This is a genomic window from Limnothrix sp. FACHB-1083, assembly GCF_014696485.1.
Taxonomy (GTDB): domain Bacteria; phylum Cyanobacteriota; class Cyanobacteriia; order CACIAM-69d; family CACIAM-69d; genus CACIAM-69d.
Genome location: NZ_JACJQD010000013.1, coordinates 1 through 25,481 on the forward strand (window position 1 = coordinate 1; position 25,481 = coordinate 25,481).

Consider the following 25,481-nt stretch of genomic DNA (forward strand, 5'->3'; position numbering starts at 1 on the left):
AGTCCGATCAATTGTTTTGTGCATCTGCTCAGTGGGCTGATTGCCTACTGTCATCAGCCCAAGAAACCGTCCCTCGATTTGGCTGCGCTGGGAATTGAGCTGCCTGCTTAAACCGAACTGACGTTAAACTAGGGCGATCGCCAGTCAAAATGCGCTCAGTTCTGCTTAGAATCCCATCTCTTCTGAATGGTGTTAAACCCTTCTAGCTATGTGGAACCTCATTGGCTTATTGATGATTTCCAATATTTTTATGACCTTTGCTTGGTATGGTCATTTAAAAGATTTGAAGACTGCACCCCTGTGGGTTGCAATTGTCGTAAGTTGGCTGATTGCTTTTCTAGAATATTGTTTTCAAGTACCTGCCAATCGCTTGGGCACGCAATACTTTAATCTACCGCAACTCAAGGTTTTGCAGGAGGTTATTACGATGGTGGTGTTTGCTGGATTTAGCGTTTGGTATATGAAAGTTCCCGTGACACGCAATTACTTTCTAGCTGCTATGTTGCTGGCGGGTGCTGCTTATTTGATTTTTAGTGATCAAACCAAATCTTAAGCAAACAAAATCTTAAAATCGTCGCCACCGAAACTTAACCGTTCAAATTTAGCCAATCCCAGTCGCCTAAATCATCATGCCTAATCGCCTTGCTAGTAGCCAGAGTTTATATCTACAAAAACACGCGAATAATCCCATTGACTGGTGGCCTTGGTGTGAGGAAGCCCTTGCCCAAGCGAAACAGGAAAATAAACCGATTTTTTTGTCCATTGGCTATTCCAGTTGCCATTGGTGCACGGTGATGGAGGGTGAAGCCTTTTCAGATCCGGCGATCGCGGATTACCTGAATGCGAATTTCTTGCCCATTAAGGTCGATCGGGAAGAGCGCCCCGACATCGACAGCATCTATATGCAAGCGCTGCAAATGATGATTACCCAAGGGGGCTGGCCGCTGAATATTTGGCTGGATCCCTACGATTTAGTGCCGTTTTATGGGGGAACCTATTTTCCGGTGGAGCCGCGCTATGGCCGGCCAGGATTTTTGCAATTGTTGCAAGCGCTGCGCGATCACTACGACCAACAGCCGGAGCAAGTGGCCCAAATTAAGGGGCAAATTCTGGCGGCCCTGCAACCAACGGTGGATTTAGCTGCGGGGGCCAATTTGTTCGATCGCACCCTGGTTGAGCAAGGTTGGCAGGAAAATGCAGCGGTTTTGGCCGAAGGGCGATCGAGCAATCGATTTCCAATGATTCCCTATGCGGATTTTGTGTTGCGGGGCTATCGGGTCACCAGTCCCGAGCCTTGGAGCGACCAAATTCCAGAAGCCCTGCGCCCCAGTTTGCAACGGGGGGTGGCCCTGGCCCTGGGCGGCATCAACGACCATGTGGGCGGCGGCTTTCATCGCTACACCGTTGATCCCACCTGGACAGTGCCCCATTTTGAAAAAATGCTCTACGACAATGGGCAAATCGTGGAGTTTTTGGCGAATCTGTGGAGTGCGGGGGCCCAAGATCCCTCCCTGCGATCGGGAATTTTTGGGGCGATCGACTGGCTCCGCCGTGAAATGACCAATCCCGATGGCGGCTTCTATGCGGCCCAAGATGCCGACAGCTTCACCGATCCCGCAGCGGCGGAACCGGAAGAAGGTGCATTTTACGTTTGGGGCTGGGATGAGCTGGAATCTTTGCTGGAACCGGAAACCCTCTCGACATTGGTAGAACAGTTCACGGTTTCAGTGCCGGGCAACTTTGAAGGTGTGAATGTGTTGCAGCGGCGATCGGGCGGGACTTTGCCGGATGGGGTGACAGAGGCGCTCGATCGCCTGTTCACGGTGCGTTACGGCCAGCCCCGCGCCCAGTTGGCCCAATTTCCACCCGCCCGCAACGCCACCGAGGCCAAAACCGTCGCTTGGCCCGGTCGCATTCCTGCTGTCACCGACACCAAAGCGATCGCCGCTTGGAATGGTCTGATGATTGCCGGGTTGGCCCGGGTGGCCGCCGTGTTTCAGGACTTGCCCGCCTACCAGTTAGCTGCCGGAGCAGCCCACTTTTTGCAAACTCATCACGGTGCGGGCGATCGCTTCTATCGGCTGAACTACGACGGACAACCGGCGATCGGGGCCCAAGCAGAAGACTACGCCGAAGTGATCCGCAGCCTGCTGGAACTGCACCAGGCTGCAACAGCCCTGATTGCCACGGGGCAAATTACTCCCTCAGAGGCGGATCAGTGGCTAGCCTTGGCGACCCAACTTCAGGCGGAATTTGATCAGCACCTGTGGGATGCCGATCATGGCGGATATTTCAACGCGGACGATCGCCCGGATTTAATCATTCGCGAGCGGAGCATCATCGACAACGCCACCCCCGCCGCCAACGGCACAGCCCTGGGCAACTTGGTGCGCCTGGCCCTGCTCACGGAAAATTTGACCTATCTCGATCGCGCTGAACAGGGCTTCCGCAGTTTCCATCGTTTCTTAGACGAGCACCCCCGCGCTTGTCCCAGCTTGCTGGCAGCCTTCGATCAGTTCCAGCGGCCCGTGCTGGTGCGGGCCAAGGCGGAAACCCTGGCCCTCTTGGCCCAGCAATATTTGCCCACTACGGTTTTGCGGTTGGATCAGCAATTACCGCCAGGGGCGATCGCCCTGGTTTGCAAAGGGCTAACCTGCCTGCCTGCCGCCACGGATCAAGCTCAACTCTGGTCTTTGCTGAAGCAATGCCAGGGGTAGGCTTATGGCGGTTAATCCCGGCCAGAGATGCCAGTGCTACTACAAGCGATCGAACCAGCCCTAGCGATTCAGGTATTTCATCGCCAAGCCCATCAAATCCGACATATCAATATCCCCATCCCCGTCACTATCCAAATAGCCACCGAGGAGCGAATTGCCTTGCTCGTTGGACTTTAAAAAGTTCAGCATCAGGGGCACTGCCATCGGCAAAATCGGTTCGATCGACCCGGCGGGCAGCCCTGTGCGGGTCTCAATTTCCCCCAGCATTTGTTCCACCTGGGGTTGATTCAAAAACGCCTCGATTGCCGCCGCATTGGGTTCCGTGCCGCCCAATTGATCAACCAACGCTTGGGTTTGCTCAAAACCATTGGCCGCCTGGTTAGCCTGCAAGCCCTCTTTCAAATATTTCGCCACAATTCCCATCACCGCTTGGGTGTTCGCCAAGTCCAATCCCCCTTGGCTGCTGATGGCTTGGAAGGTTTGCAACATGGCTCCCAAGTCCCCTGAACCACCGGCCAGGGCAGGATTTCTCAGCAGCGAAGACAACATATCCAACATGGTCGAATCCTCAAGTTTTCCAATCAAGATCGCAAGCAGGCGTTAATTCCCAGGTTTTGATTCCCAGGTTTTAATTCCCAGATTTTAATTTCCAGGCTTTGATTTCCATCAACAGCCGTTGATTAACCCCGTCGCGACAAAAACAAACAAGGGCAAGGTCTGTGGAATCCTTGCCCCTGCTGTTGATTTTATGCGCGCTTTTGCAATGACTCCAGACGGCGCTTCGCCACATCATTTTTGGGATCGGCCGCCAAGGCTGCTTCATAGGCTTCCAAGGCTTGCTTCACCAGTTGTTTTTTCTCGTAGGCAAATCCCAAGTTATTCCAGGCGGTCACGTAGCCGCCGTTGAGTTTGACGGCTTCTTTGTATTGCCGAATGGCCAAATCAAACTGCTCTTGGGCCACGTAGGCAAATCCCAAAGCGTTGTAAACAATGGCCAAGTTATCGGTGGATTCTTCTTCACCTTTCTTGAGCGATCTCTGGAATTGCTCGATCGCCTGGCCATACATTTTTTTATCCATGTAAATACTGCCCAGTTCATAAAACGCCTGAGCACCTGCTTCCCCACTGCTGGCGGCTTTTTGCAAGCGGCTGAGGGTATTTTCTAGGCGACGAGTTTTGAACACCTGACGCAGTACGAAAAAGGCCACGATCGACAGCAGCCCCACCAAAATTGAAATATAGACAATACCAACTGAGCCTTCCATAGGGATTAAAGCAAGAGGATTGAAAGGGGGACTCGTTAATTAAAAAAATTGAAATTGCTAGGGCTTGTCGTTGACCAGCAGCTACATCAATAGCATCGCATCAATAGCAAAGGGCGCGATCGCCCGCGCCCTCACTATCCAGAAGGATCGATGTTGCTATCACGCCTGAGCACCACTGGCCATCGCCATCATTTTGCTGAACGAAGTGCTGAATTAAGCTACACCCATTGGCTGGATTGATTCGCAAAATCAAGCGATCGCACCCTTAGCCCGCAGCTTTTGCCTTGGCAGCTTCGGCCACCTTGCCAAACACTTCAGGATCCAGAACAGCCAACTGGGCCAGCATTTTCCGGTTCAACAGAATATCAGCCTTCTTCAGGTTGCCCACCAATTGGCTATAGCTCGTGCCATTGATCCGAGCAGCAGCGTTGATCCGTGCAATCCACAGGCGACGGAAATCGCGCTTGCGGCGGCGGCGATCACGATAGGCGCTCCGCAGGGCCTTCATTACCTGCTGGTTAGCGGTGCGGAACAGACGCGAGTGGGAACCACGGAAGCCCTTGGCGAGCTTCAGAATCTTTTTGCGGCGTTTGCGAGCAACATTGCCGCGCTTAACACGTGCCATAGGGGTTGACTTTGCTTGAAACTAAAGCAATACAGAAAAAACAGAGGAAAGCGGGGAAGCGCCGATCGAGATAGCGGCAACTAGCATTGACAGGTTCCCCGGGCAAAAGCTGCGAGGATTTTGTCCTTAGAGATAAGGCAACATGAGTTGCACGTTGTCTGCATCGCGCTCGTGCACCAGAGCCGCACCGGCCAAACGACGCTTACGAACAGCGCTCTTCTTTTCTAGAAGGTGGCTACGCAGGGCGCTCCGGCGGGCAAATTTACCGCTACCGGTCTTGCGAAAGCGCTTGGCGGCAGCTTTGCGAGTTTTGAGTTTAGGCATGGACTTACCTCGGGGTTGGGCGCTTGGTTGGCGCGATTTCAAATCCTATCACTGCTAGCCCCATTGCGTAAATGATCGACCTGTGCGGTCAAGGGGGCGCTGGGGGCAATGAAGCCTCCGAGGTCGATCGCGCTAATTGGTTGAAGGGTAACAGGGCCTAGGGTTCGTCGCTGGCCATGTCGTCGTCGTCATCCAGCTCGTAGCCCGTTTCTTCGCCCACGAGCATATCGGCGATTTCTTCGTCGCGCTCGTTGTACTCAAAGTCCCGTTCATCGCGATCGCGCAGCCGACCTGATGATTCCAGCCAGTCCAAGATCGAAGCGTTGGTTTGGGCCGGGATCACGCCCGCACGAGCACGGCGCGGTTCTTCACGCAAAGCAGGAGTGTTCATCAATAGTTTAGGGATAGGTTGCTAGCGATATGGTGGATAGGGGCTTGTGCCTGTTGGGCTGGAAGCGGATCCTAGTGTTTCCACAAGAGGCCTCCCCTGTCAAGTGTGCCACGATCGCTCCGCCGCGTCCTACTGGATTGTTGAATTCATCATGCTGGGAAAATCAGATTTGCTTGCGGCCCTGGTGGGTCAAAACTTGGGTTTAAAAACCACGACCTCTGACAAGGCGGCTATTTTGGCGCTGATTACGCGGCTGGAGGAACGCAACCCAACCCCCAGCCCGATCGAACAGCCGGCCAAGCTCGCGGGCGATTGGCAACTGCTTTACACCACCAGTCGAGAACTATTGGGTATTAATCGCCCCCCGATCGCCAATTTGGGCGCGATTTATCAATGCATTCGCCCCGATCGACAAACGATCTATAACTTGGCGGAACTCAACAACAACTTCCCTTGGCTGGAGGGCTATGTGGCGGTGGCGGCCAGGTTTGAGGCTTTGTCGGCGGTGCGGGTGGCGGTGCGTTTTCAGCGAATTGTGGTGGGTTCCCAGCGGTTAGCAAACTATCGCCAAATTACCGATTGGGTCGATCGGGCTGAACAGGGCGATCGGTTTCGAGCACTGAATTTCACCCTGAACCCCGTCCAGCAACAGGGTTGGTTAGACGTGACCTATTTGGATGATGATTTGCGAATTGGTCGGGGCAACGAAGGGAGTGTGTTTGTGCTGCGGCGAGTCTAGGTTTTTGCCCCAAGGGTTAAGCAACAGCTATTCACTCAAGCGGCTCGATCGCTCCGTGCTGCGCGGATCCAGGGCATCCCGTAGCCCATCGCCCAACAGATTAAAGGACAGCACTGTCAGCACCACCGCGATCGCCGGGGGCCAAACCAACCAAGGCTGCAACGTCAAAATCGAAGCATTGGTTCCCAAAGACAATAGATTGCCCCAGGAAGGATCGGGCTGCTGAATCCCCAGCCCCACCAAGCTCAGCACCGATTCCGCCACAATGAAACTTGGCACGGCCAAAGTTGCGGAAATAATCGTGTAGGTGGCCGTTTGGGGCAACACATGCAACACCACAATCCTGAGGGTCCCTGCCCCCATGGCTCGGGCCGCTTGCACAAAGGGCCGCTCCTTGATGGACAACACTTGGCCGCGAATCACCCGTGCCAGTCCCGACCAACTGATGAATGATGTGATGGCCACAATCAGGAAGAACCGCTGGGCACTGCTCAGGCCGGGGGGCAAGACGGCAGCCAAAGCCACCAACAGGTAAATGCCCGGAATGGTCATCAGCACTTCCGTGAGCCGCATGATTGTGCTGTCAATCCAGCCGCCAAAGTAGCCGGAAATGCCGCCAACCAACAGCCCGATCGGGAAAGAAATCGCAATTCCTACTAGTCCAATGCTGAGGCTGATGCGGCTGCCATAGACCAAGCGACTGAACTGATCGCGCCCTTGCTCATCGGTTCCTAACACATTCCAGCGCCCGGGCCCATCGGTGCCAAATAGATGCCACCGAGCGGGGATCAATCCCCAAAGCCGGTATTCAGGGCCCGTGGTTAGCAGTCGCAGTCGAGAAGGCTGCGATCGATCCACCCGCAAGGGGCGATCGCCCGTCTGCAAATCCGTCGCCCCCAGCGTTGTGGGATAAACATGGGGCCCCAAAAACTGCCCAGCCTGATCCTGCCAATGAATCACCGTGGGTGGCAGCAGGGCCCCCTGCGCTTGGACGCTGTAGGGGTCATAGGGAGCCACAAACTCCGCAAACAGGGCAACGGTGTAAAGCAATCCAAGCACGATCGCGCCCCAGCGTGCCAGCGGACTTCCCTTCAGCTTTTGCCACCATTTCATCGTTACGGAGGCCCCTTAGAATGTTAAGAAATGAATCTGTGCTGACCAATCTTAACTGACCAGCCCCAGCGGGTTTTCCCGGCCGTCCGGCGCTGCCCAGCCTCACCGCCTCGATCGCCCCATTTTTCCTTCCCCTATGACCGCTTCCTCTGACCTCGACCAGCCCCACATCACCCCGCCGGCCATGCCGTCGCCCGAGCCGATCGACCCGATCGACCCCAATGATGAGCTGCCCGATGAAGTGGAAATGTCCCTTTTTGAGCACCTAGAGGAGTTGCGATCGCGCCTCTTTGCGGCCCTGGGGGTGGTGGTGTTGGCGATGGGCGTTTGCTTCGTCTTTGTCCGGCCGATCGTGCGGCTGTTGGAAGCCCCGGCCAATGGGGTGAAGTTCCTGCAACTGACACCCGGTGAATTTTTCTTTGTCTCGATCGAGGTCACTGGCTACTCGGGTTTGCTGCTGGCAACCCCCTATATCCTTTACCAAATTATTCAGTTCGTCCTGCCCGGCCTCACCCGGCGCGAGCGGCGGTTAGTGCTGCCCGCCGTTGTGGGATCCAGCGTCCTGTTCATCATGGGCTTAGTGTTTGGTTACCAAGCCCTTGTGCCAGCGGCCCTCAACTTCTTCGTGAGCTATGGCGGCGATGTGGTCGAACAGGCTTGGTCGATCGAGAAATACTTTAAATTTGTGCTGCTTCTGCTCTTCAGCACGGCCCTCACCTTCCAAATACCCGTTTTGCAAGTGATGCTGGGTTTATTGGGAGTGGTTTCCTCGGGGCAAATGCTGGCGGGGTGGCGCTACGTGCTGTTGGGCGCGGTGATCCTGGGCGCGGTGCTGACTCCCTCCACCGATCCCCTGACCCAGGGACTCTTGAGCGGCGCAGTCCTTGGCTTGTATTTCAGTGGTGTTGGGGTGTTGCGCCTGCTGGGTCGTTAATTGGGTTGTTAATTGGGGTCTTGATTCTACCGAGGCATTTCCCCCGTGCCCCACGTTGAGGGCCGCCCATCCTGCAAGGGGTCTAAAGAAAGCGACCTAAAAAAGCGACCTAAAAAAGCGACCTAAAAAAGCTGATTCACCAAACTTTCCAAGTTCACGTAGGGTTGACCGCCCGATTCTTGTACCGGGTTGCCGCTGCTGAGAACGCGCGTGTTGAACAGTCGCTCCAACACTTCACGGGGATCGTTCGATCGGCGGTTGGTTTGGCTGAGGGTAAAAAGCACGTTGTTGCGATTGCAGCCCGATCGCATGTTGCCCACACTACAAACCACCGTGTGGCTATTCACCCGTCCCACGGTTAAGTAGATATTACTGAGGCGATTACCGTTCTCCCGCAGCACGCCGTTTAACCGGCTGGTGACTTCGCCGCAACGGCGCTGGGGGGTGTAGCCCGCATCGCTAAATTCTTCACTGGTCCAGGCAATGACCGGAGCTGTGCGCCCATTTCGCTGAACCGCCACGGTGGCGTAATAGCCATTGACCTGTTGGCATTGGAAGGAGGCTAAGGATTTAATAGCGCCGGCTCTGGCGGTTTCGGCGGTCATCCAAGGCAGGTTGAGGGCCACCAAACCAGCGATCGCCCATTTCATAGCTGACTTCATCGAAAACTCCTGGGTCTGAAACCCCGTACTTTGAGGATGACTTGGCGTTAAGTTTGACTGTATACCGGGGAATATTCGGGAATTCAAGTCTGCGGAGCGAACAGAAAACCGTAACTCCCGCAATCCTTTGAAATCAGGTCAGCACATTGGAGTAGCTTACGAAGCGCAATGGCTGGGGTCTATGGCCTGAAAGGGGAGCGGATTTCGGCACTATCAAGAACAGCACCACCTGAACGGCATTTCGTTGATAGCTTCTCAGACGTGCTAAACCCCCAAAAAGCTCCCAGGGATCTCTAACCCGGGGTCTCAAAATCCCAAGGACAGGGGCGCATGGTTACTGATCCTCAGGACGATCAACGCTTGCGCAAAGCGAGGCAGCAACTTAATCAAAAGAATCGGCAAAACGCCACAGGGGCGCAATGCCGATCCGAGGGCTGTTCCGTTTGAGCCGTCTATTCGATGATCAGGGCGCGATCGACCACCGATCGCGGCGTTTGACCAGTGGGCGAAGCGGCCGGCTCCGTGGGGGCCAGCGTTGGCGATTGGCTAGACAAGGCTAGGGACTGCTCAGGGGTCGATCGATAGCTCGCCATTTGCCAGCTTGGTTCCTGCCAGCCCGTGCTGATGGAAGCCAAGGCCGCCGTCACCACCGCCGCAATCGCGGAGCCACCAACCCATTGCAGGCGCTGTTTCCGGCGATCGAGCTTGGCCAACACGCCTTGCACCGTTTGCTCGATCGGGGCCGCAGCGGGCACCGGGATCTGAGTGATCGATCGGCTCAAACCACCCATCGTTCTAAAAACCTGTTGCACCGCTGAATCCGTCGCTAACCAGGCCTCAACCTGCTGTCGCTCTTCAGGGGTGACTTCATCATCAAGATAGGCACTGAGCAACTCAAACTGCTCAAGGCCAATGGGGGAACCCGAACCCCAAGATTCCGTAATCGCAGGATCGGAGTTTGGGTCGAGGTAATCCTGCTCTAGGCGATCGCCGTCTAGGTCTTGGTTGAGGCTGCGATCAGAATCCGATGCCGCAACCCGAGACCAGAACGCTTCGGACCAATCAGGGTCTTGTCCATGGGGACGCATTTCAGAAGTCATAGCAGCACCACAGCCCTTAACAAACCAATCACAACAGCACTCGCGACACACCGTTCAATCACACAAGACCTTGGAACCTGCTAATTGGTTCCAGCTTTAGTCTAAATCTTTAGGAACCGAGATTTCTACCCTGAAACTCTTTCAATGATCAGCATTCGATCGCTGATTTCCTGATGACTTCGCTCGGTTTTTTCTTGGGTATTTGGCAAGTTCTCATTGGAACATCCAAGCAACCGGAACTTTACCGATTCAACCCGTTTTTTGGGTATACGGAGTAGCAAATATAACCTCAAACTTCTCCGCAATTCAAACCCCAATTCAAGCCCTAACTCAAGCCCCTATTCAAACCACTGGCTTAGTCCATTGAGATTAATGGCTCAGCACTAGTGATTGAGGTAATTTTGCAGTTGCGTTTGCAAGCGGGCCCGGGCCCGAGCAATTCGCGATTTCACTGTGCCCAATGAAACCCCGGTCATTTCCGCAATTTGCTCGTAGGGCAAATCTTCAATTTCCCGCAGAATGATCGTGGTGCGGAAGGCTTCAGGCAAATCGGCGATCGCCTCTCGCAGCTTCTCGTAGAACTCTTGCGAGGATAGGTTCTCTTCGGGGCTGGGGTCAGGGGAGGCAATTTCCCAATCCAGTTCGCCATCGTCCAGTTGCCGCGTGGCATCTAAGGAGACGGGGGCCCGATCGCGCTTCCGTTTGCGCAATTCGTCATAAAACAAATTGGTGGCAATGCGGCTCAACCATCCCCGGAACTTTTCTGGCTCCTTGAGGCGGTGGAGGTGGCGATAGACCCGCAACCACACCTCCTGCGCGAGGTCTGCCCGATCGGACCAGTCCGGCGCAAGGTGATACAGCACGCGATCCACATGGGGCTGGTAGCGCCGCAGCAGTTCTGAAAAAGCAGCCCGATCGGGCTGCAAGCCTGCTTGGCAACGCAGCACCAAATCAGTGCTTGATAATTTCTGAGGCGGCACAGGCGTTTGGGGCAAGGCGGCCTCGATCTTGGACCAGGGCACGGGCGGGGAGTAGCTCATACGCGCATCTGGGTTGATGGATATCCCATGCTTTCCAGACGCGGGGGTGGTCTTCAGAGTTCCTGGCTTAAGGATTTTGCGATCGCTCGGGTCTAAAATCACCCGTTTTGGCGCAAGCTTTGGCGACTAGCGGCAACCCGTCGCTGGGCTGAGAACCAGCAGCGACGGGCAAAACGAATTGAATAACCGGGGCCTAGCGTTTGGTACTACCGGGCACATCGGCCTCGAAGGCCGGGGCCGAAGATTGCAACAGGGCGCTAACTTGCGAGAGCACATCGCCGCTGGGCTTGCCAAGGGGTTGCCGCTCTGGGAAGAATTCCGGCTTGGATTGGCTGTGAACAATGGCTTCGTTCACCTGGCTGGCAATGAGGTCTTGGAGCTGTTCCTTGGCCCGTTGGCGTTGGTAGTTGGCTCCCTCCTCGGTGGTGGCATAGAGGGGCGGCAAGCGATTGAGGGCATAGGCAGCAATATCGCCCACATCCAAAGCCCGATCGCTGGTGGTTTCAATTTCCGCGACTCGGGTAATGGCCTCCGTGAGCACCAATTCTTCCATGACGTTGATAAATTGCTTGCGCGGCAGCACAACCACTTCACCAGTCAGCAACGCACCCATCAATCGATCGAGAGCCATATACTCCTCGATCGATAACTCGGAAGCTGTATCGCAAATCCGCCCCACTTCCGCTTCCATGGCCGGAGTCAAATAGCCATCGCGTAACGCTTGTTCAACAATTTTTTCGATGCTCATAACTCTGCGTGATACCAGGATTCGAGGTCAGTCGGGGTCAGATTGACGGGACTTATAGACAGGGTAAAGTATGCGCGGAAAGCCAGCGACCTAATCCCTCCCTCAAGACGTAATGATGATTTGACGTAATGATGATTTGGAGGTGCGGTGCGATTTTCTGCCGTAGCCACTCACACCGGTCTAGAAACGGTTTGATCTAGAAATCCAATCTAGAGGCAAACGTTTTCCATCACCATTTTTTTAATCACCATTTTTGGGTGGCCATTCTTTCACAATTTTCCGCTGCTAATTTGACGTTTGCCAACTTAACCCTACGGCCGATGGCTACCCCGCTCCCATTTAACCTTGCTGGTTTCTCCCTCAATCTCAGGGAACGGCAGGCAGGCGATCGCCCGCTAAGTAATTGTAACTAGCTCCTCAAGGCATCAAACCCAGTCATGGCAGTGGTTTTGGAGCAAGTTCCCCGATCGCCACGGGCCACCACCGGAACCGAACCAAACTGAGTTCGGTTGCTGGCTGCTTAACAGTAAGTTACATTTGGTTAAGACTCGGGATCGCCCGAGCCGCATAACAGGCACATAACAGGCATTGATTGAGGGGCAACTCATCAGATGAAATTCTCTTGGAGAGTCGCGCTGCTGTGGACGTTGCCCGTCCTGATCGTAGGGTTTTTCCTATGGCAGGGCGCAGTTTCGGGCCCCACAGCAGACATGGGTAAAAACGCGGCGAATACCCGGATGACCTACGGCCGCTTTTTAGAATATTTGGATGCAGGCCGGATTGTTGAAGTTGACCTGTATGAGGGTGGCCGCACGGCGATTGTCGAGGCTGTCGATCCTGAGCTGGATGGTCGTCTTCAACGTTTGCGGGTTGATTTGCCCGTGGCCGCGCCAGACTTGATTGCCAAGCTGCGCGAAGCTGGGGTGAACCTGGATTCGCACCCGATGCGCAACGATGGGGCCCTGTGGGGTCTCCTGGGGAATTTGGTGTTCCCAATTTTGCTGCTGTCGGGGTTGTTTTTCCTGTTCCGGCGATCGAACAACGTTCCCGGTGGCCCTGGCCAAGCCATGCAATTTGGCAAGTCGCGGGCCCGGTTCCAAATGGAAGCCAAAACCGGCGTGATGTTTGATGATGTGGCCGGCGTGGACGAGGCCAAGGAAGAACTGCAAGAAGTTGTGACCTTCCTGAAGAAGCCGGAACGCTTTACGGCGGTGGGCGCACGAATTCCGAAGGGCGTGTTGTTGGTGGGCCCTCCGGGAACCGGCAAAACCCTGTTGGCCAAGGCGATCGCCGGGGAAGCGGGCGTACCGTTCTTCAGCATCTCCGGTTCGGAATTTGTGGAAATGTTTGTGGGCGTGGGTGCTTCCCGCGTGCGCGACCTGTTCAAAAAAGCTAAGGAAAACGCCCCCTGCATCATCTTCATTGATGAAATTGATGCGGTGGGTCGCCAACGGGGCGCAGGCATCGGCGGCGGTAACGATGAGCGTGAGCAGACCCTGAACCAAATGCTGACCGAAATGGACGGCTTTGAGGGCAACACGGGGATCATTGTGATCGCAGCAACCAACCGCCCGGATGTGTTGGATTCGGCCTTGCTGCGACCGGGCCGGTTCGATCGCCAGGTGACGGTGGATGCGCCGGATGTGAAGGGCCGTGTGGAGATCCTGAATGTCCACGCCCGTAACAAAAAGCTGGCGGATGAAATTTCCCTAGAGGTGATCGCCCGTCGGACTCCTGGCTTTACGGGGGCTGACCTGTCGAACCTGCTGAATGAAGCAGCTATCTTGACGGCTCGCCGCCGCAAGGACGCAATCACGATGCAGGAAATCGATGATGCGGTCGATCGGGTGATTGCTGGGATGGAAGGCACGCCCTTGGTCGATAGCAAGAGCAAGCGCCTGATTGCCTATCACGAGATTGGCCACGCGATCGTGGGGACGCTGATGAAGCACCACGATCCGGTACAGAAGGTGACCCTGATCCCGCGCGGTCAAGCTCGCGGTCTGACCTGGTTCACCCCCAGCGAAGATCAGATGCTGATTTCGCGATCGCAAATCATGGCTCGGATTTCCGGTGCTTTGGGCGGTCGTGCGGCGGAAGATGTGATCTTCGGTGATGCGGAAGTGACCACCGGGGCCGGCGGCGACCTGCAACAGGTGGCCAACATGGCTCGGCAAATGGTGACCCGCTTTGGGATGTCGGACATTGGCCCAATTTCCCTGGAGACCCAATCGTCTGAGGTGTTCCTGGGTCGCGACTGGCTGACCCGATCGGACTATTCCGAAGAAATCGCAGCCCGGGTGGATGCCCAAGTGCGCTCGATCGTGGATCACTGCTATCTGGAAGCCAAGCGGATCGTTCGCGAAAACCGGACAGCGATCGATCGCCTGGTGGATCTGCTGGTGGAAAAGGAAACGATCGATGGTGATGAATTCCGCCAAATTCTGGCCGAATACACCACGATTCCGGACAAGGAGCAGGCCTCAACCCAGTTGGTGTTTTAGGCTAAGCCAACCTTGAGGATGTAAGCCACAATTTCAGTGAAATGACCGGGAGCGATTGACCAACGGGGCGATCGCTCCCGGCTTTTTTGCGGGATCGCCTGCCCGATCGCCCCGAGCAACACCTGGGTGCGATTAACCAACAGGGGCGATCGACTGGATTTTTCAAGCGATCGGGATCAGCAGTGCAGGATCAAAATTCAGCATTGGCAATTAGCCGATCCTGTGCCACAACAATTCTTAATGGATTTTTGATGAGGATTTTGCCAGTCGATCCGGGTTCGGAATTCCAAGGAGCGGATCGCCGATCATCAGGATTCGTGCTTTAATGAGCGCCTAAGGTTGCCCATCCCGTATCTAATCAAGCGGGTCATGGTTTTAGCCCCTCAGCGCGGTTTCCTAACATCGTGATCGCCCATGCTGCAACACCGTTAACGACCATCTTCGCGCGATGCCCAGGGTCTACCTCCGGGGAGTCAGGGAATGATGGAAAACGTTAAATCGGGAACGCGGCACGGATAGAAGCGATGCTTGGACAGATGGTGTGTGTGTGGTGTGACGAGTGAGTTACTGGTTTTGTCGTGGATGCTAAATTTCCAGTTCAAAAATCCTTTGCACTAACCGGCACGCAGCTATTTTTGCTGCTGACGGGTTGCCTGAGCGCTGCCGCAGTGACAATCGATGGCCTGTCTGGGCGATCGCCCTACGGCCTGGAATCGCTCACCTTGCCGCTGGTGACAGCCGCCGCTGTGACCGCTGCGATCGGGTCTTGGGTAGTGCCCCTGTTGCGCCGTCTCAAAACCGGCCAGGTGATTCGAGAAGATGGCCCCCAATCCCACTTTGTGAAAGCGGGAACCCCCACCATGGGCGGCATCTTCTTTGTGCCCACGGCCGTGGTTTTGACCCTACTTTTAGGAATAGGTTGCGGTTGGTCTGGTTCCCAGTGGGCCGATGCACTGGCGGTGGGAGCCTTGACCCTGGCCTATGGTTTCATCGGTTGGATTGACGATTGGCAGGTCTTGCGCCGCAAATCGAATAAAGGCATTACCCCGCGCCAAAAGCTGGCGCTGCAAGTGCTGTTTGGCGGATTGTTTTGCCTCTGGTTGGGGCTGACAAAATCTTGGGATTTAACAACGGTGGCCCTGCCCTTGGGGTTTGCGCTGCCCTTGGGAATTTTGTTTTTCCCGATCGGCTGGTTCACCCTGGTGGCGGAAAGCAACGCTACAAACCTCACCGACGGCTTGGATGGACTGGCGGGCGGCACTGGGGCGATCGCCCTCTTGAGCCTGGGAGCGATTGTTTACCCCACTTCTCCAGCCCTGGGTCTCTTCTGTGCTTGCCTGTCGGGAGCCTGCCTGGGTTTTTTGGCCTATAACCGCAATCCAGCCCGCGTGTTCATGGGCGATACGGGATCTTTGGCCCTCGGCGGTGCGTTGGCTGCCGTGGCCCTGTTGACCCACTCGCTCTGGAGTTTGGCCATTGTTGGCGGGGTGTTCCTGGCTGAAACCCTTTCGGTGGTGTTGCAGGTGAGCTATTACAAAGCCACCAAAGGCCCGGACGGCAAGGGCAAGCGGCTCTTCAAGATGGCCCCGCTGCATCACCATTTTGAGCTTTCTGGCTGGTCAGAATTGCAAGTGGTTTCCACGTTTTATCTGGTGGCTGCGGCCCTTGGTGCTCTGGGACTCTGGTGGCGTTGATCATCCCCTTCGTTGCAGTTGCATATTGATCTGGTTGCTAGCGCAATTCCCTACCATCCAAGACTCAAGCCCTCAGAAACGCCTGAAACGATACCTGAAATAACGCCTGAAATTGCGGGGCCCCGGGCCCCGTTTTTTGTGGGGCAATCATCCCGTGGAATGGCAAACTCAACAGTATCCTGAAGGGGGCAAGCTGCCGGGGCTGTGGCGATCGCCTGACCGATCGAGCCGATGGCCTGGATAAACCAGCGAATTGAGTCAGCGAATTGAGTCAGAGCATCAAGCCCATTGGTTAAGCAGCATGATTTTTGGATGTTCCTTGGCGTTCTAGCAAGCATGGACGATTCTGATCTGGATTCGAGGGAACCGGTGAGCGCAGAGGGGCGATCGACCGTTGCCATGGAGCCGGAGTCTTGGCCCATGGTGTCCGTGATTGTGCCGATTTATAACGGCGAGGCGGACTTGCCTCCCTTGGTTGATTGCCTGTTGGCTCAGGACTATCCCCCCAGCCAAGTGGAATTTATTCTGGTGGACAATCGCAGCGGCGATCGCTCCTGGGATTGGCTGCAGCGGGCCCAGCAAATGGCTAGCGATCGGGGATGGCAACTGCATCCTCTTCAGGAATTGACGATTCAGTCGTCCTATGCGGCGCGGAACCGGGGAATTCGGGTAGCGCGGGGGGAAATTCTGGTGTTTACGGATGCGGACTGTCGCCCTCGGCCGCAATGGCTGCGATCGCTGGTGGGAGATTTTGCTGATCCCGCGATCGGGATGGTGGCTGGGGAAATCACGTCCCTGCCGGGCCATACCCTACTAGAACGCTATGCCGATCGCCAAGAAACCCTCTCGCAAAAACACACGATCGACCATCCCTTTTTGCCCTATGGACAAACGGCGAACCTGGCGGTGCGGCGAGAAGTTTTCCAGGTGATCGGGCTATTTCGTCCTTATCTGACCACCGGAGGCGATGCGGATTTGTGTTGGCGGATGCAACAGGCCACAGACTGGGCGATCGCCTTTGCACCGGGGGCCATTGTGGAACACCGCCATCGGGCCACCTGGCAGGAATTTGCCAGTCAATGGCGGCGCTATGGCCGCTCCAATCGCTACCTACACCAGTTGCATGGTGTGCCGCTGATGCGTCGTCGATCGGCTCGCCAGGAATTGCGCCGTTGGGTGCGCTGGAGCCTGCGAGAGTTGCCCCTGGCTTTTGGGCGCTGGCTGTTTAAGAGAGGCTCCCTACTCGATGCCCTATCAACGCCCATTGAACTGTTGGGCAGTCGTGAACGTTGGCGCGGGCAAGTGCGGGCCAAATTACCCGATCGCGCGGATTGGATTGAGCCATTTGAGGCATTGAAATGAACTGTCGCTGAACCTTTTGGGTTCGCTTCTGAGATAACCAATTAGCTTGTTAACTTGGCTCGGAATTGATGAGCTTAGATTCGATCGAGCACTGCAATACCCAACAAATTCAGCCCCAGTTTCAGGGTGCGCGCCGTGGCATCACAGAGCACTAATCGGGAAGTGCGATCGGGTTCTGCGGCATTCAAAACCGGGCAGCGATCATAGAATTTATTGAATTTTTTGCTCAGTTCAAAAAGATATTCACAGAGACGATTGGGCATCAATTCCGCCGCGATCGCCTCTAGAACTTCATCCAGTCGCAAAAGATGCTTGAGCAATGCCCACTCGCTCTCGTCACTGAGGATGAGTTCGGCACTGTCCAAGTTCTGGAAATCAATTTCACCCTTACGGCTAATGCTTTGAATCCGAGCGTAGGCATAGAGCATATAGGGTGCTGTGTTGCCCTGAAGCGCCAACATTTTGTCGTAGCTAAAGGCATAGCTACTGGTGCGGTTTTGGGACAAGTCCGCATATTTCACCGCGCTGAGGCCCACAATTTGCGCCACCTGCTCAATGAACTCGGGAGTTTCACTGCGCTCTTCTGACTGCAACCGCTGTTCCACGTCGGCCCGCGATCGATCGATCGCCTCCGCCAACAAATCCTTCAGTTTCGGTGTATCTCCCGATCGGGTCTTCAGCTTTTTGCCGTCCTCACCCAGCACCAAACCAAAGGGCACATGCACCAGTTCCACTCCCGCCGGAACCCAGCCTGCCCGCTCGGCCACCTGAAACACCTGGGCAAAGTGGTTTGCTTGCCCCGAATCGGTGACGTAAATGATTCGATCGGCCCGGTCTTGGGTGGTGCGATAGCGAATGGCGGCCAAATCCGTTGTGGCGTAGTTGTAGCCCCCATCGGACTTTTGAACAATCAGGGGCAGCGGGTTCCCGTCCTTATTCACAAAACCGTCCAGGAACACGCAGCGGGCCCCCGCATCCTCCACCAGCAGGCCCGCCGTTTCCAGGGCGCTCACCACCTCCGACAGCAGGGGGTTATAGAACGATTCTCCCCGTTCCGTGAGTTGAATATCGAGCAGGTCGTAGATTTTTTGGAATTCCCGCCGCGATTGATCGCAGAGCAATTGCCAGGCGCGGCGGCTGTCGGGATCGCCGCCCTGCAAGCGCACAACCTCTTGGCGCGATCGCTCTTTGAAATCCTCGTCCTCATCAAACCGCTTTTTCGCTTTTTGATAGAACGCCACCAGATCGCCCAGGTCGATCGCATTGGCGTTGGTGAGGGCTTCCGGGGCCACTTCCCGCAGATGGGTAATCAACATCCCAAACTGCGTGCCCCAATCGCCCACATGGTTCAGCCGCAACACGTCGTGGCCCAAAAACTCCAAAACCCGGGCCAGCACATCGCCAATGATCGTGGAGCGCAAATGGCCCACATGCATTTCCTTGGCAATGTTGGGGCTGGAAAAGTCCACCAAAATGCGCTGCGGTTGCGCTACGGGGTCAATGCCCAGTCGATCGCTCCCTTGGCTGGATCGCAATTGCCCCAACAGGTAGTCGGCCTTGAGGGTCAGGTTAATGAAGCCCGGCCCCGCAATGGTAGGGGATTCGCAGAAATCCTCGATCGCCAAGGCCGCCACGATCGCGCTGGCGACCTCGCGCGGTGGCTTGCCCCACTGTTTCGCTAAGGACAGGGCCACATTGGCTTGGTAATCCCCAAACTTGGGATTGCTGGCCGGAACCAGCATCGGATCCGTGCCAACCAACTCCGGGCCAAAGGCTTTGACCAGGGCGGTTTCCAGGGCTGAACGAAGGCGGGCGATCGCGTCTTTCACCGGCAAAAAGGGGAACGGTTTCCAGAAAAAAATCTCGCCCACAAGATAAGGCGCGGGGCGTTCGGCCGCGGCCAAACGTGGAGTTCCCCGCGCGCGAAGAGCAAAGGGCAATAGAAGATTTTACTGGAATTGGGGGAGAGCGAGGCCGCCCGCAAGCCGGATTCTGTTGGCTAGGTCAGTTGCGATCGGGTTAGCTAGGGCTAATTAGACTGCTGGCCCTAGCGATTCCGGCAGCGCACCCGCTCCAGATCGCCTTCAACGTTGCGGGGAATCCGCCGTAAATCGACACCGGAGCGGTAGAGGGTTGCAGAATCCCAAAGCTTGGCCCCTTCAAGGTTGGCCCCTTCAAAGTTGGTGTTTTCGTCCACGATCGCCCCGCCCAAGTCCACATTGCGCAGATCAGCTCCCCGCAGGTCAGTTCCGCTGAGGTTGGCATCCACAAAATTGGCAAACCGCAGCTTGGTGTTGCGCAGGTTGGCACTGGCCAAGTTGGCGCAGGTGAAGTAGCTGCCCTCAAAGTTGCTGTCGGAAAGATTGGCCAGTTGCAGTTGGGCCTGACGCAGCCGCGCATTGACCCGACTGATGCCGCTGAGGTTGGCTTCCTGAAGATCGCAACCTTGGCAACTGCGGGCGCTGCCGCTGATGAACTGCTGGGGATCGGTGGTGTTTTGGGCCCAGGCCACGCTGGCCAAGCTGCCTGCCAACAGGAAGGTGATCGCGGCGGTCCAAGTTTTGTGGGACGTTTTCATGGGTTGACCTCTCAGCAAATCGGCAAGGATGGACAGGGTACGCGCCTTAGGCAGACATCGGTGAAACGGCTGTAATGGCAGGGAACGATCGCGCTAGGATGCTTATCGGTGTCCCCCAGAGTTCCAACCTATGCGAGTTTTACGCTTGTTCCAACTGTTGTTGGCCTTGGCTGGCTCGATCGTGACCGGTCGTCAATGGGGTTCGGGTCAGGGTCAGCACAGGGAGCACCGCAGGGAACCACAGGGGCGATCGGCGGTGACCGCGATGGGCAACCGGGTGAGTCGCTCTGGGTCAATACAACTCGATCGCCAGTTCGCCCGGATCGCTTGCGGGACAATATTCAAACCGATATCTCAATTCGTAACTGCCCGTTGGCTCCAAGTCCAGGGGAGGCTTGAGTCAGAAGGGGCTGAACGCTTTCAATGGCGGTGCTTGCAGGGAATGGGGCGCAGCTTGGCGATCGGGCTGATGGGATTCCTGATTTGTGCCAGTTGGGCAATTGTGCCAATGCCGAGTTTGGCCGATGAGTTGCCCCTTGAAGCCCGCGTTCAGGCCGCGCGATCGCTCTTTGACCAAGCTTTTGAGGCCACCAATGGCGGGCAATTTGCCCAGGCCGAGCGTTACTGGACGCAAATTTTGGAACTTTTTCCCGACAATGCGGAAATTTGGAGCAACCGGGGCAATGCCCGCGCCAGCCAAAATCGGCTTCAGGAGGCGATCGCGGACTATAACGAAGCGATTAGCCGTGCTCCCAATGCGCCGGATCCCTACCTGAATCGGGGGGCGGCTCGGGAGAATGCGGGCGATTTGACGGGGGCGATCGCGGACTATGACCACGTGTTGGAATTGGATCCCAATGATGCGGCCGCCTACAACAACCGGGGCAACGCGGAGGCGGGCCTTGGCCAATGGGCGATCGCGGTTGACGACTATGCCCAGGCGGAGCGCTTGGCTCCCGATTTTGCGATCGCCCGGGTGAACCATGCCCTCGCCCTGTTCCAGGTAGGCGATCGGGCGGAGGCCTTGCGCCTGTTGCGGAATTTGGTGCGGAAATATCCCACCTTTGCCGATGCGCGGGCGGCCCTGACGGCGGCCCTGTGGGATGCGGGCGATCGCGGCGAGGCCGAAAGCCAGTGGGTCTCGGTAGTGGGTCTCGATCGGCGCTACAAGGATTTGGAGTGGGTGGCGAAGGTGCGCCGTTGGCCGCCCGCCATGGTGACCGCCCTGGAAAAATTCCTCAAGCTTTAACCTCTAGAGCAATCCAGCGGGCAAGAACTGGCATTGTCCAGCCCTGCTGGATTGAGGTGAAGTTGAGCGAGTTGCAGTTGAGCGAACTGGCATTTAGCGAGCGGCTGCCCGATCGCGCTTGAGGCGATCGAGCAACACTTGTGCATCCTTCAACAGTTGAGTGCCCCAGAGGTTGTCCTTCAGGTACTGCAAATCCGCATAGCGCTCATCGGTGTCCAAAGCTTCCTGGGCCAGGGCCAACCCCTTCAGGCAGTTGGGATCTCGGGCTTGGCTTTGGCAACCGGCAGCGGTGTAGGTGGCCGTGGCGATCGCCAGTTTGGGTTCTGCGGCGGTTGGATCCACAGCCAAAGCCGCTTCCCACTCCTTGAGGGCATTGTCCCGATCGCCCAACTCATACAGCGCCAAGCCGATGTTGTTTACCGCTGGCCACATCCGTGCTTCCAGGGTCACCGCTTGCCGAAACTGCTCGATCGCCTGCTGGAACCGGCCCATGGTTAGGTAGACATTCCCCAAGTCAAACCGGCCCGTGGGCGAGTCCTGAAGCTTGAGGCCCGCCTGCAACGTGGTTAGCGCCTCATCCCAGCGCTTCTGTTGCCCGTAAGCCGACCCTAACGCCAACAACACCGATGGATCTTCCGGAGCCAAGGCCCGGGCCGATTCCAGCACCTGAATGCCCCGATCGATTTGCTGAGATTGGAGATATAAACCGCCCATCAATCGCAAAACCTGCGGATTTTTGGGAGCGAGATAGGCCGCCACTCGAATGCGGGCCAGGGCCTCATCGTATTGCTCAAACTGCACCAAACGCGCCGCATCTTGGGCTAGATCCAAAGCCTGCTCAGACCACTGGGGATCAATTGGCGGTGCATAGGGCAGCAACACTTCCGCCCGGGCCGGCATGGATAGCCCCATGCAACCCCAAAGCACAGCCAGAACCTGGAGCGCTCGGATGCTCTGTTGTTTCAAGCTCAGTTTGCCCAGTTTACTCACAGTCCTGTTTATCCAATGCTGCTGACAACGATCGCAAGGCCATCTTAGCAACCTGAATTAATCCGGCGGGCGGTTAATCCGGCGTAGCGGGTGAACAGGGGCACAAAACTGGGTTGGGTTCAGGACTTGATCGCCCAACATCCCTGAAATTCCGCGCGATCGCAGGTGTTGCCAGGGAGGGGATTGGCCCAATTTCAAGATTCCAGACGCTCCTTCAGGTGCTACTTCAACAGTTGCCGCACCGTGTCAATCAGCTCTTCCGGTTGGAAGGGCTTGGCGATGTAAGCATCGGCCCCTTGTTTCATGCCCCAGTAGCGATCGAACTCTTCGCTCTTGCTGGTGCAAAGCACCACGGGCACATCCTTTCGGTTGTTATCCGACTTCATCCAACGACAAAATTCATAGCCATTCATCCGGGGCATCACAATGTCTGTGATCACCAAATCCGGAGCACTGGCCTCAAATTGCACCTGTGCCTCTACCCCATCGCCCGCCAAAACCGTCGTCATGCCGTGTTTTTGGAGGAGTGCGGCAATCATCTCGCGCATCGTTGCGCTGTCATCGACAATTAGCACCTTACTCACGACATCCTCCTTCGCAGTTGGCGGCGGTTGCTGACCGCCATCCCTCGCAATCGGGCGAGTTAACCACCCATGATATGTACCACAACTTCGCGCGTGCGACCGTGCTGTCGATGTTCCCAGAGATAGATTCCCTGCCAAATCCCCAGTCCCAGTTGACCATGCACGATCGGAATTTGTTCAGAAGTGTGGGTCAAGGCGGTGCGAATGTGGGCCGGCATGTCGTCGGGCCCTTCGGCACTGTGTTGGTAGGGAGCCGATTCGGGGACGAGGCCGGCGAGGAAGGCTTCCAGGTCTTGTAACACGTCAGAATCGGCGTTTTCCTGGATCACCAGGCTGGCGGAGGTATGCTGCACAAACAGCGTACAGAGGCCGGTGGTCACTCCCGATCGCGCCACCAGTTCCGCGATCGCGCTGGTGATGTTGTGCAACCGTTTGCCTTGGGTTGAAAGGCGCAGCACCTGTTGCACATGGGTCGTTTGCGATCGCTGGTCGATCGCCCCAACCGAAATGACAGTGGCGGAGGCGCTAGAACGACTCATGGAAACTGGAATAGGGACTGAAAAAGTTCTGCATGGAGCGATCGAAATATTTCAAAAAGCAATTATTCACAAACAACCACGAACAATCACAAACAATTATTCATGGATCCGGATCGGTCGCTCTATTCCGATGCAATGCCGCCATCAAAAATAGGGTTGACATCCTCCCCACCGCAAGCGAACGGGGATTCCCAAACCTCGCGATTTGGGTTTCTGCTTCATCGTGCCAGCCCTCTGAGATTGGTTCTCTTCGGGTCTTGCGGTTGCTCCACAGACTGAAACCGCTAGCCCAGCGGCCACCTGTAATTTAGCATGACCTGAAAGGGCGGGGTTTTAGACCTAAATTTTTCTATAAATCGATTTTTGGCGAGATTTATGGACAGGATTTCCGCCATTGCCCCCGTGGTCTAGTGGTTATTTTGGACGATCGCTCCCCATCGTTCCTAGCGGCAACGGGGCAATGGGAGCCATGAATTTTTGGAATTCGTGCCTGATCGCGCCGATCGCCGTTGGGTCAAGGGAATTCGCCAGCGGCGGAACTCCGCAATCAAAAAGCTCGCCACTGTACGGAAAAATAGAGGCCATTTTCCTGCCAGGTGTCTTGGTCTGGGTTGTCCACCTCCACCAGGGGAATGGCGTAGTCTAGGCGCGCTGTGAATCGATCGCCCTGTTGCCATCGGAGGCCCAACCCGAGACCAACGAGGGTTTGGGGATCGGGATCGGGTCGATCGCCCCGGTTCCAGCCGGTTCCCACATCCAGAAAGGGCACAATTTGCATCACCCCTTTAATTTTGGGCGCGCGGAACAGGGGCAGGCGCAATTCAGCCGACCCAAACAGCCCGTCATCGGTCAGCAGCAAGTCTTGGCGATAGCCCCGAACGCTTTCAAATCCCCCTAGGCCAAACTGCTCCACGGGCAAGAGCGGGCGATCGGCCCATTGGGCCTCACCCCGCACCAGCAGCAGCGTATCGGGCGCAAATTGGCGCACCCACTGGGCCTGGCCACGCCAGGCCAAGAATTGACTATCGGGCGACTCGCGATTGATGGTGGAGTCAAGGGCATCCAGTCCCAAACTTAGTTGCGATCGCAAGGCCAAAACGTAGCTTTCGCTGCGACTGGTCCACTCGTGAAACCACCGCAGGGCGGTGACGCTGGTTTGTCCTTGGTCATCGGCTCCCGGGGAAAGGGGAAAGTCAATGCCGAGCAGACTGGTTTGGCTGTCCAGGTGCGAGAGGGTCAAGCCCGTGACGACTTCATAGTTGGGCTGCTGCACCAGGGGGCGGCGATAGGTCAGTTCGTATTGGTAGGAGTCGGCTTGGATGTCGAGGGGGCCGAAGGGATCTTCAACAATGCTGCTGCCGGTCCATTGGAAACGGGCCCCGATCGTGCTGTTGCGGCTGTCGATCGGGATGGTGTAACTGGCTTCGATCGAGTCGCTGCCGTCGGTGTTGGTGTAGCTGAGGCTGATGCCATCGCCTAGCCCCAGCAGGTTGGCTTGGGTGATGGTGGCGCGTCGCCGGACTGTGCCCACGCTGGGCGATCGCCCATTATCCACCGATAGATCGCCATGGAGGCTGTCGGCTTCCGTGAGGGTGATCCGCAGCAGGTTCGTGCCCGGCTCGGTTCCCGCCGAAAGTTCTGCGGAAACGGTCTCAATGAGCGGGTCAGCCTGCAATAGTTGCAGAGCGGTCAGCAGGCGATCAACCTGAAGCGGCGGCTGGGTGGCCCGTTCAATGCGCCGTTGCACGTAGCTGGGGCGCAGTCGCCGTAACCCCTGCACCTCGATCGCCTCTAGCCGACCTTCCAGCACCCGAATTTCCACAATGCCCTGGGCTGGATCAATTTCCTGGGGCGGCAAAAAGGCTCCAGAGGTCTTGTACCCTTTGTTGACATATTGCTGCGTCACCGCCGATCGCGCTTCCAGCAACTCCGCAAAGGTGAGAGGGCGATTGGTGTAGGGCTGCAGCAGGGTCGCAAATTCACTATCTGTAAAAATCGTGCTGCCCGTGACCCGAAAGGCCTTCACAACAATTTGACCGGGAATCGGCGGCAGGTCAGAAGGCGAGGTAGGCTGCTCGATCGGGGGCGGCTGCAAAGTGGGTGGGGGTTGGTCTGGCTCCGGAATGGTGATCGAATCCGGCAGGCGATCGGGACGGGGCAAAGGGGGAGTTTGGGCGATGGCCGCCACGGCCCCAGCGCCCAAACAGCCCAAGCTCGCCAGCGATCCCAGCAACCACCACCAATGGAGATCCGCACAATGCCTGAAAGCAGGCTTCAAGTCACGGTTCTTATGGTTCAATTCAGGCTTTGAGATGGGGGATCT

Annotated in this window: 26 protein-coding genes; 8 read left to right on the top strand and 18 right to left on the bottom strand. The window is 56.4% G+C overall.

All coding sequences use genetic code 11. The features are described from left to right. Positions 1–208: 208 nt before the first annotated feature. Positions 209–553, top strand: a complete 345-nt coding sequence (locus tag H6F46_RS15505) for a DMT family protein (RefSeq protein WP_190355617.1) — start codon at positions 209–211, stop codon at positions 551–553. A gap of 76 nt (positions 554–629) precedes the next feature. Continuing rightward, entirely contained in the window at positions 630–2,717 is a 2,088-nt protein-coding gene (locus H6F46_RS15510) for a thioredoxin domain-containing protein (RefSeq protein WP_190355618.1), read from the top strand. 60 nt (positions 2,718–2,777) lie between these two features. Here the strand turns inward: H6F46_RS15510 and H6F46_RS15515 are convergent, their stop codons facing one another. From H6F46_RS15515 to H6F46_RS15535, 5 genes are all read right to left on the bottom strand, one after another. Next, positions 2,778–3,275, bottom strand: coding sequence for a hypothetical protein (locus H6F46_RS15515; RefSeq protein ID WP_190355619.1), 498 nt, complete (start codon positions 3,273–3,275; stop codon positions 2,778–2,780). A 188-nt stretch (positions 3,276–3,463) separates the two neighbouring features. After that, positions 3,464–3,982: a tetratricopeptide repeat protein gene (locus H6F46_RS15520; RefSeq protein ID WP_099534981.1), complete on the bottom strand. Its 519-nt coding sequence runs from the start codon at positions 3,980–3,982 to the stop codon at positions 3,464–3,466. 265 nt (positions 3,983–4,247) lie between these two features. After that, complete coding sequence (rplT, locus tag H6F46_RS15525) at positions 4,248–4,607, bottom strand: 50S ribosomal protein L20 (RefSeq protein WP_099534980.1); 360 nt, start codon at positions 4,605–4,607, stop codon at positions 4,248–4,250. Positions 4,608–4,733: 126 nt separating this feature from the next. After that, positions 4,734–4,931: a 50S ribosomal protein L35 gene (gene rpmI / locus H6F46_RS15530; RefSeq protein WP_099534979.1), complete on the bottom strand. Its 198-nt coding sequence runs from the start codon at positions 4,929–4,931 to the stop codon at positions 4,734–4,736. A gap of 157 nt (positions 4,932–5,088) precedes the next feature. Continuing rightward, positions 5,089–5,322, bottom strand: coding sequence for a DUF3134 domain-containing protein (locus tag H6F46_RS15535; protein WP_234407086.1), 234 nt, complete (start codon positions 5,320–5,322; stop codon positions 5,089–5,091). Positions 5,323–5,473: 151 nt separating this feature from the next. On the opposite strand from H6F46_RS15535, the gene H6F46_RS15540 reads away from it, so the two are divergent. Further along, positions 5,474–6,061 (top strand): PAP/fibrillin family protein, encoded by a 588-nt coding sequence (locus H6F46_RS15540; protein WP_099535004.1) that lies wholly within the window; start codon positions 5,474–5,476, stop codon positions 6,059–6,061. A gap of 27 nt (positions 6,062–6,088) precedes the next feature. Here H6F46_RS15540 and H6F46_RS15545 read toward each other — a convergent pair whose 3' ends face one another. Then, positions 6,089–7,174, bottom strand: coding sequence for an ABC transporter permease (locus H6F46_RS15545; RefSeq protein ID WP_099534977.1), 1,086 nt, complete (start codon positions 7,172–7,174; stop codon positions 6,089–6,091). Between the two features lie 136 nt (positions 7,175–7,310). Between H6F46_RS15545 and tatC the strand changes: the two genes are divergently transcribed. Continuing rightward, on the top strand, positions 7,311–8,108 hold the full coding sequence (gene tatC, locus H6F46_RS15550) for a twin-arginine translocase subunit TatC (protein ID WP_099534976.1): 798 nt from the start codon (positions 7,311–7,313) through the stop codon (positions 8,106–8,108). A 122-nt stretch (positions 8,109–8,230) separates the two neighbouring features. Here tatC and H6F46_RS15555 read toward each other — a convergent pair whose 3' ends face one another. The 4 genes from H6F46_RS15555 to H6F46_RS15570 all read right to left on the bottom strand — a co-directional run bounded on the left by H6F46_RS15555 (position 8,231) and on the right by H6F46_RS15570 (position 11,658). Further along, positions 8,231–8,770: a COP23 domain-containing protein gene (locus tag H6F46_RS15555; protein ID WP_099534975.1), complete on the bottom strand. Its 540-nt coding sequence runs from the start codon at positions 8,768–8,770 to the stop codon at positions 8,231–8,233. A 452-nt stretch (positions 8,771–9,222) separates the two neighbouring features. After that, positions 9,223–9,870, bottom strand: coding sequence for an anti-sigma factor (locus H6F46_RS15560; protein WP_190355620.1), 648 nt, complete (start codon positions 9,868–9,870; stop codon positions 9,223–9,225). A gap of 383 nt (positions 9,871–10,253) precedes the next feature. Continuing rightward, entirely contained in the window at positions 10,254–10,910 is a 657-nt protein-coding gene (locus H6F46_RS15565) for a sigma-70 family RNA polymerase sigma factor (RefSeq protein WP_190355621.1), read from the bottom strand. 193 nt (positions 10,911–11,103) lie between these two features. Next, entirely contained in the window at positions 11,104–11,658 is a 555-nt protein-coding gene (locus H6F46_RS15570) for a late competence development ComFB family protein (protein WP_099534972.1), read from the bottom strand. Positions 11,659–12,269: 611 nt separating this feature from the next. On the opposite strand from H6F46_RS15570, the gene ftsH2 reads away from it, so the two are divergent. Further along, positions 12,270–14,162, top strand: coding sequence for an ATP-dependent zinc metalloprotease FtsH2 (gene ftsH2 / locus H6F46_RS15575; RefSeq protein ID WP_099534971.1), 1,893 nt, complete (start codon positions 12,270–12,272; stop codon positions 14,160–14,162). Here ftsH2 and H6F46_RS15580 read toward each other — a convergent pair. Continuing rightward, positions 14,159–14,302: a hypothetical protein gene (locus tag H6F46_RS15580; protein WP_190355622.1), complete on the bottom strand. Its 144-nt coding sequence runs from the start codon at positions 14,300–14,302 to the stop codon at positions 14,159–14,161. The genes ftsH2 and H6F46_RS15580 overlap by 4 nt on opposite strands. A 438-nt stretch (positions 14,303–14,740) precedes the next feature. Between H6F46_RS15580 and mraY the strand changes: the two genes are divergently transcribed. Both mraY and H6F46_RS15590 read left to right on the top strand, forming a co-directional pair. Continuing rightward, positions 14,741–15,856, top strand: a complete 1,116-nt coding sequence (gene mraY, locus H6F46_RS15585; protein WP_190355623.1) for a phospho-N-acetylmuramoyl-pentapeptide-transferase — start codon at positions 14,741–14,743, stop codon at positions 15,854–15,856. A 399-nt stretch (positions 15,857–16,255) separates the two neighbouring features. Beyond that, positions 16,256–17,218: a glycosyltransferase gene (locus H6F46_RS15590; RefSeq protein WP_190355680.1), complete on the top strand. Its 963-nt coding sequence runs from the start codon at positions 16,256–16,258 to the stop codon at positions 17,216–17,218. Between the two features lie 74 nt (positions 17,219–17,292). Here the strand turns inward: H6F46_RS15590 and argS are convergent, their stop codons facing one another. Beyond that, entirely contained in the window at positions 17,293–19,047 is a 1,755-nt protein-coding gene (gene argS / locus H6F46_RS15595; protein WP_190355681.1) for an arginine--tRNA ligase, read from the bottom strand. A 218-nt stretch (positions 19,048–19,265) separates the two neighbouring features. Next, entirely contained in the window at positions 19,266–19,796 is a 531-nt protein-coding gene (locus tag H6F46_RS15600) for a pentapeptide repeat-containing protein (protein WP_099534969.1), read from the bottom strand. Positions 19,797–20,304: 508 nt separating this feature from the next. Between H6F46_RS15600 and H6F46_RS15605 the strand changes: the two genes are divergently transcribed. Then, entirely contained in the window at positions 20,305–21,045 is a 741-nt protein-coding gene (locus H6F46_RS15605; protein WP_347278345.1) for a tetratricopeptide repeat protein, read from the top strand. A 93-nt stretch (positions 21,046–21,138) separates the two neighbouring features. Here H6F46_RS15605 and H6F46_RS15610 read toward each other — a convergent pair whose 3' ends face one another. The 5 genes from H6F46_RS15610 to H6F46_RS15625 all read right to left on the bottom strand — a co-directional run bounded on the left by H6F46_RS15610 (position 21,139) and on the right by H6F46_RS15625 (position 25,391). Further along, positions 21,139–22,035: a tetratricopeptide repeat protein gene (locus tag H6F46_RS15610; protein ID WP_199291608.1), complete on the bottom strand. Its 897-nt coding sequence runs from the start codon at positions 22,033–22,035 to the stop codon at positions 21,139–21,141. Positions 22,036–22,092: 57 nt separating this feature from the next. Then, positions 22,093–22,227: a hypothetical protein gene (locus H6F46_RS19610; protein WP_255509009.1), complete on the bottom strand. Its 135-nt coding sequence runs from the start codon at positions 22,225–22,227 to the stop codon at positions 22,093–22,095. Positions 22,228–22,256: 29 nt separating this feature from the next. After that, on the bottom strand, positions 22,257–22,619 hold the full coding sequence (locus H6F46_RS15615) for a response regulator transcription factor (protein ID WP_099534967.1): 363 nt from the start codon (positions 22,617–22,619) through the stop codon (positions 22,257–22,259). 59 nt (positions 22,620–22,678) lie between these two features. Further along, the gene (locus H6F46_RS15620) at positions 22,679–23,158 is read right to left on the bottom strand and encodes a secondary thiamine-phosphate synthase enzyme YjbQ (protein ID WP_099534966.1); all 480 of its coding nucleotides are present in this window, start codon (positions 23,156–23,158) and stop codon (positions 22,679–22,681) included. A gap of 547 nt (positions 23,159–23,705) precedes the next feature. Then, the gene (locus H6F46_RS15625; RefSeq protein WP_242027993.1) at positions 23,706–25,391 is read right to left on the bottom strand and encodes a ShlB/FhaC/HecB family hemolysin secretion/activation protein; all 1,686 of its coding nucleotides are present in this window, start codon (positions 25,389–25,391) and stop codon (positions 23,706–23,708) included. Between the last annotated feature and the right edge of the window lie 90 nt (positions 25,392–25,481).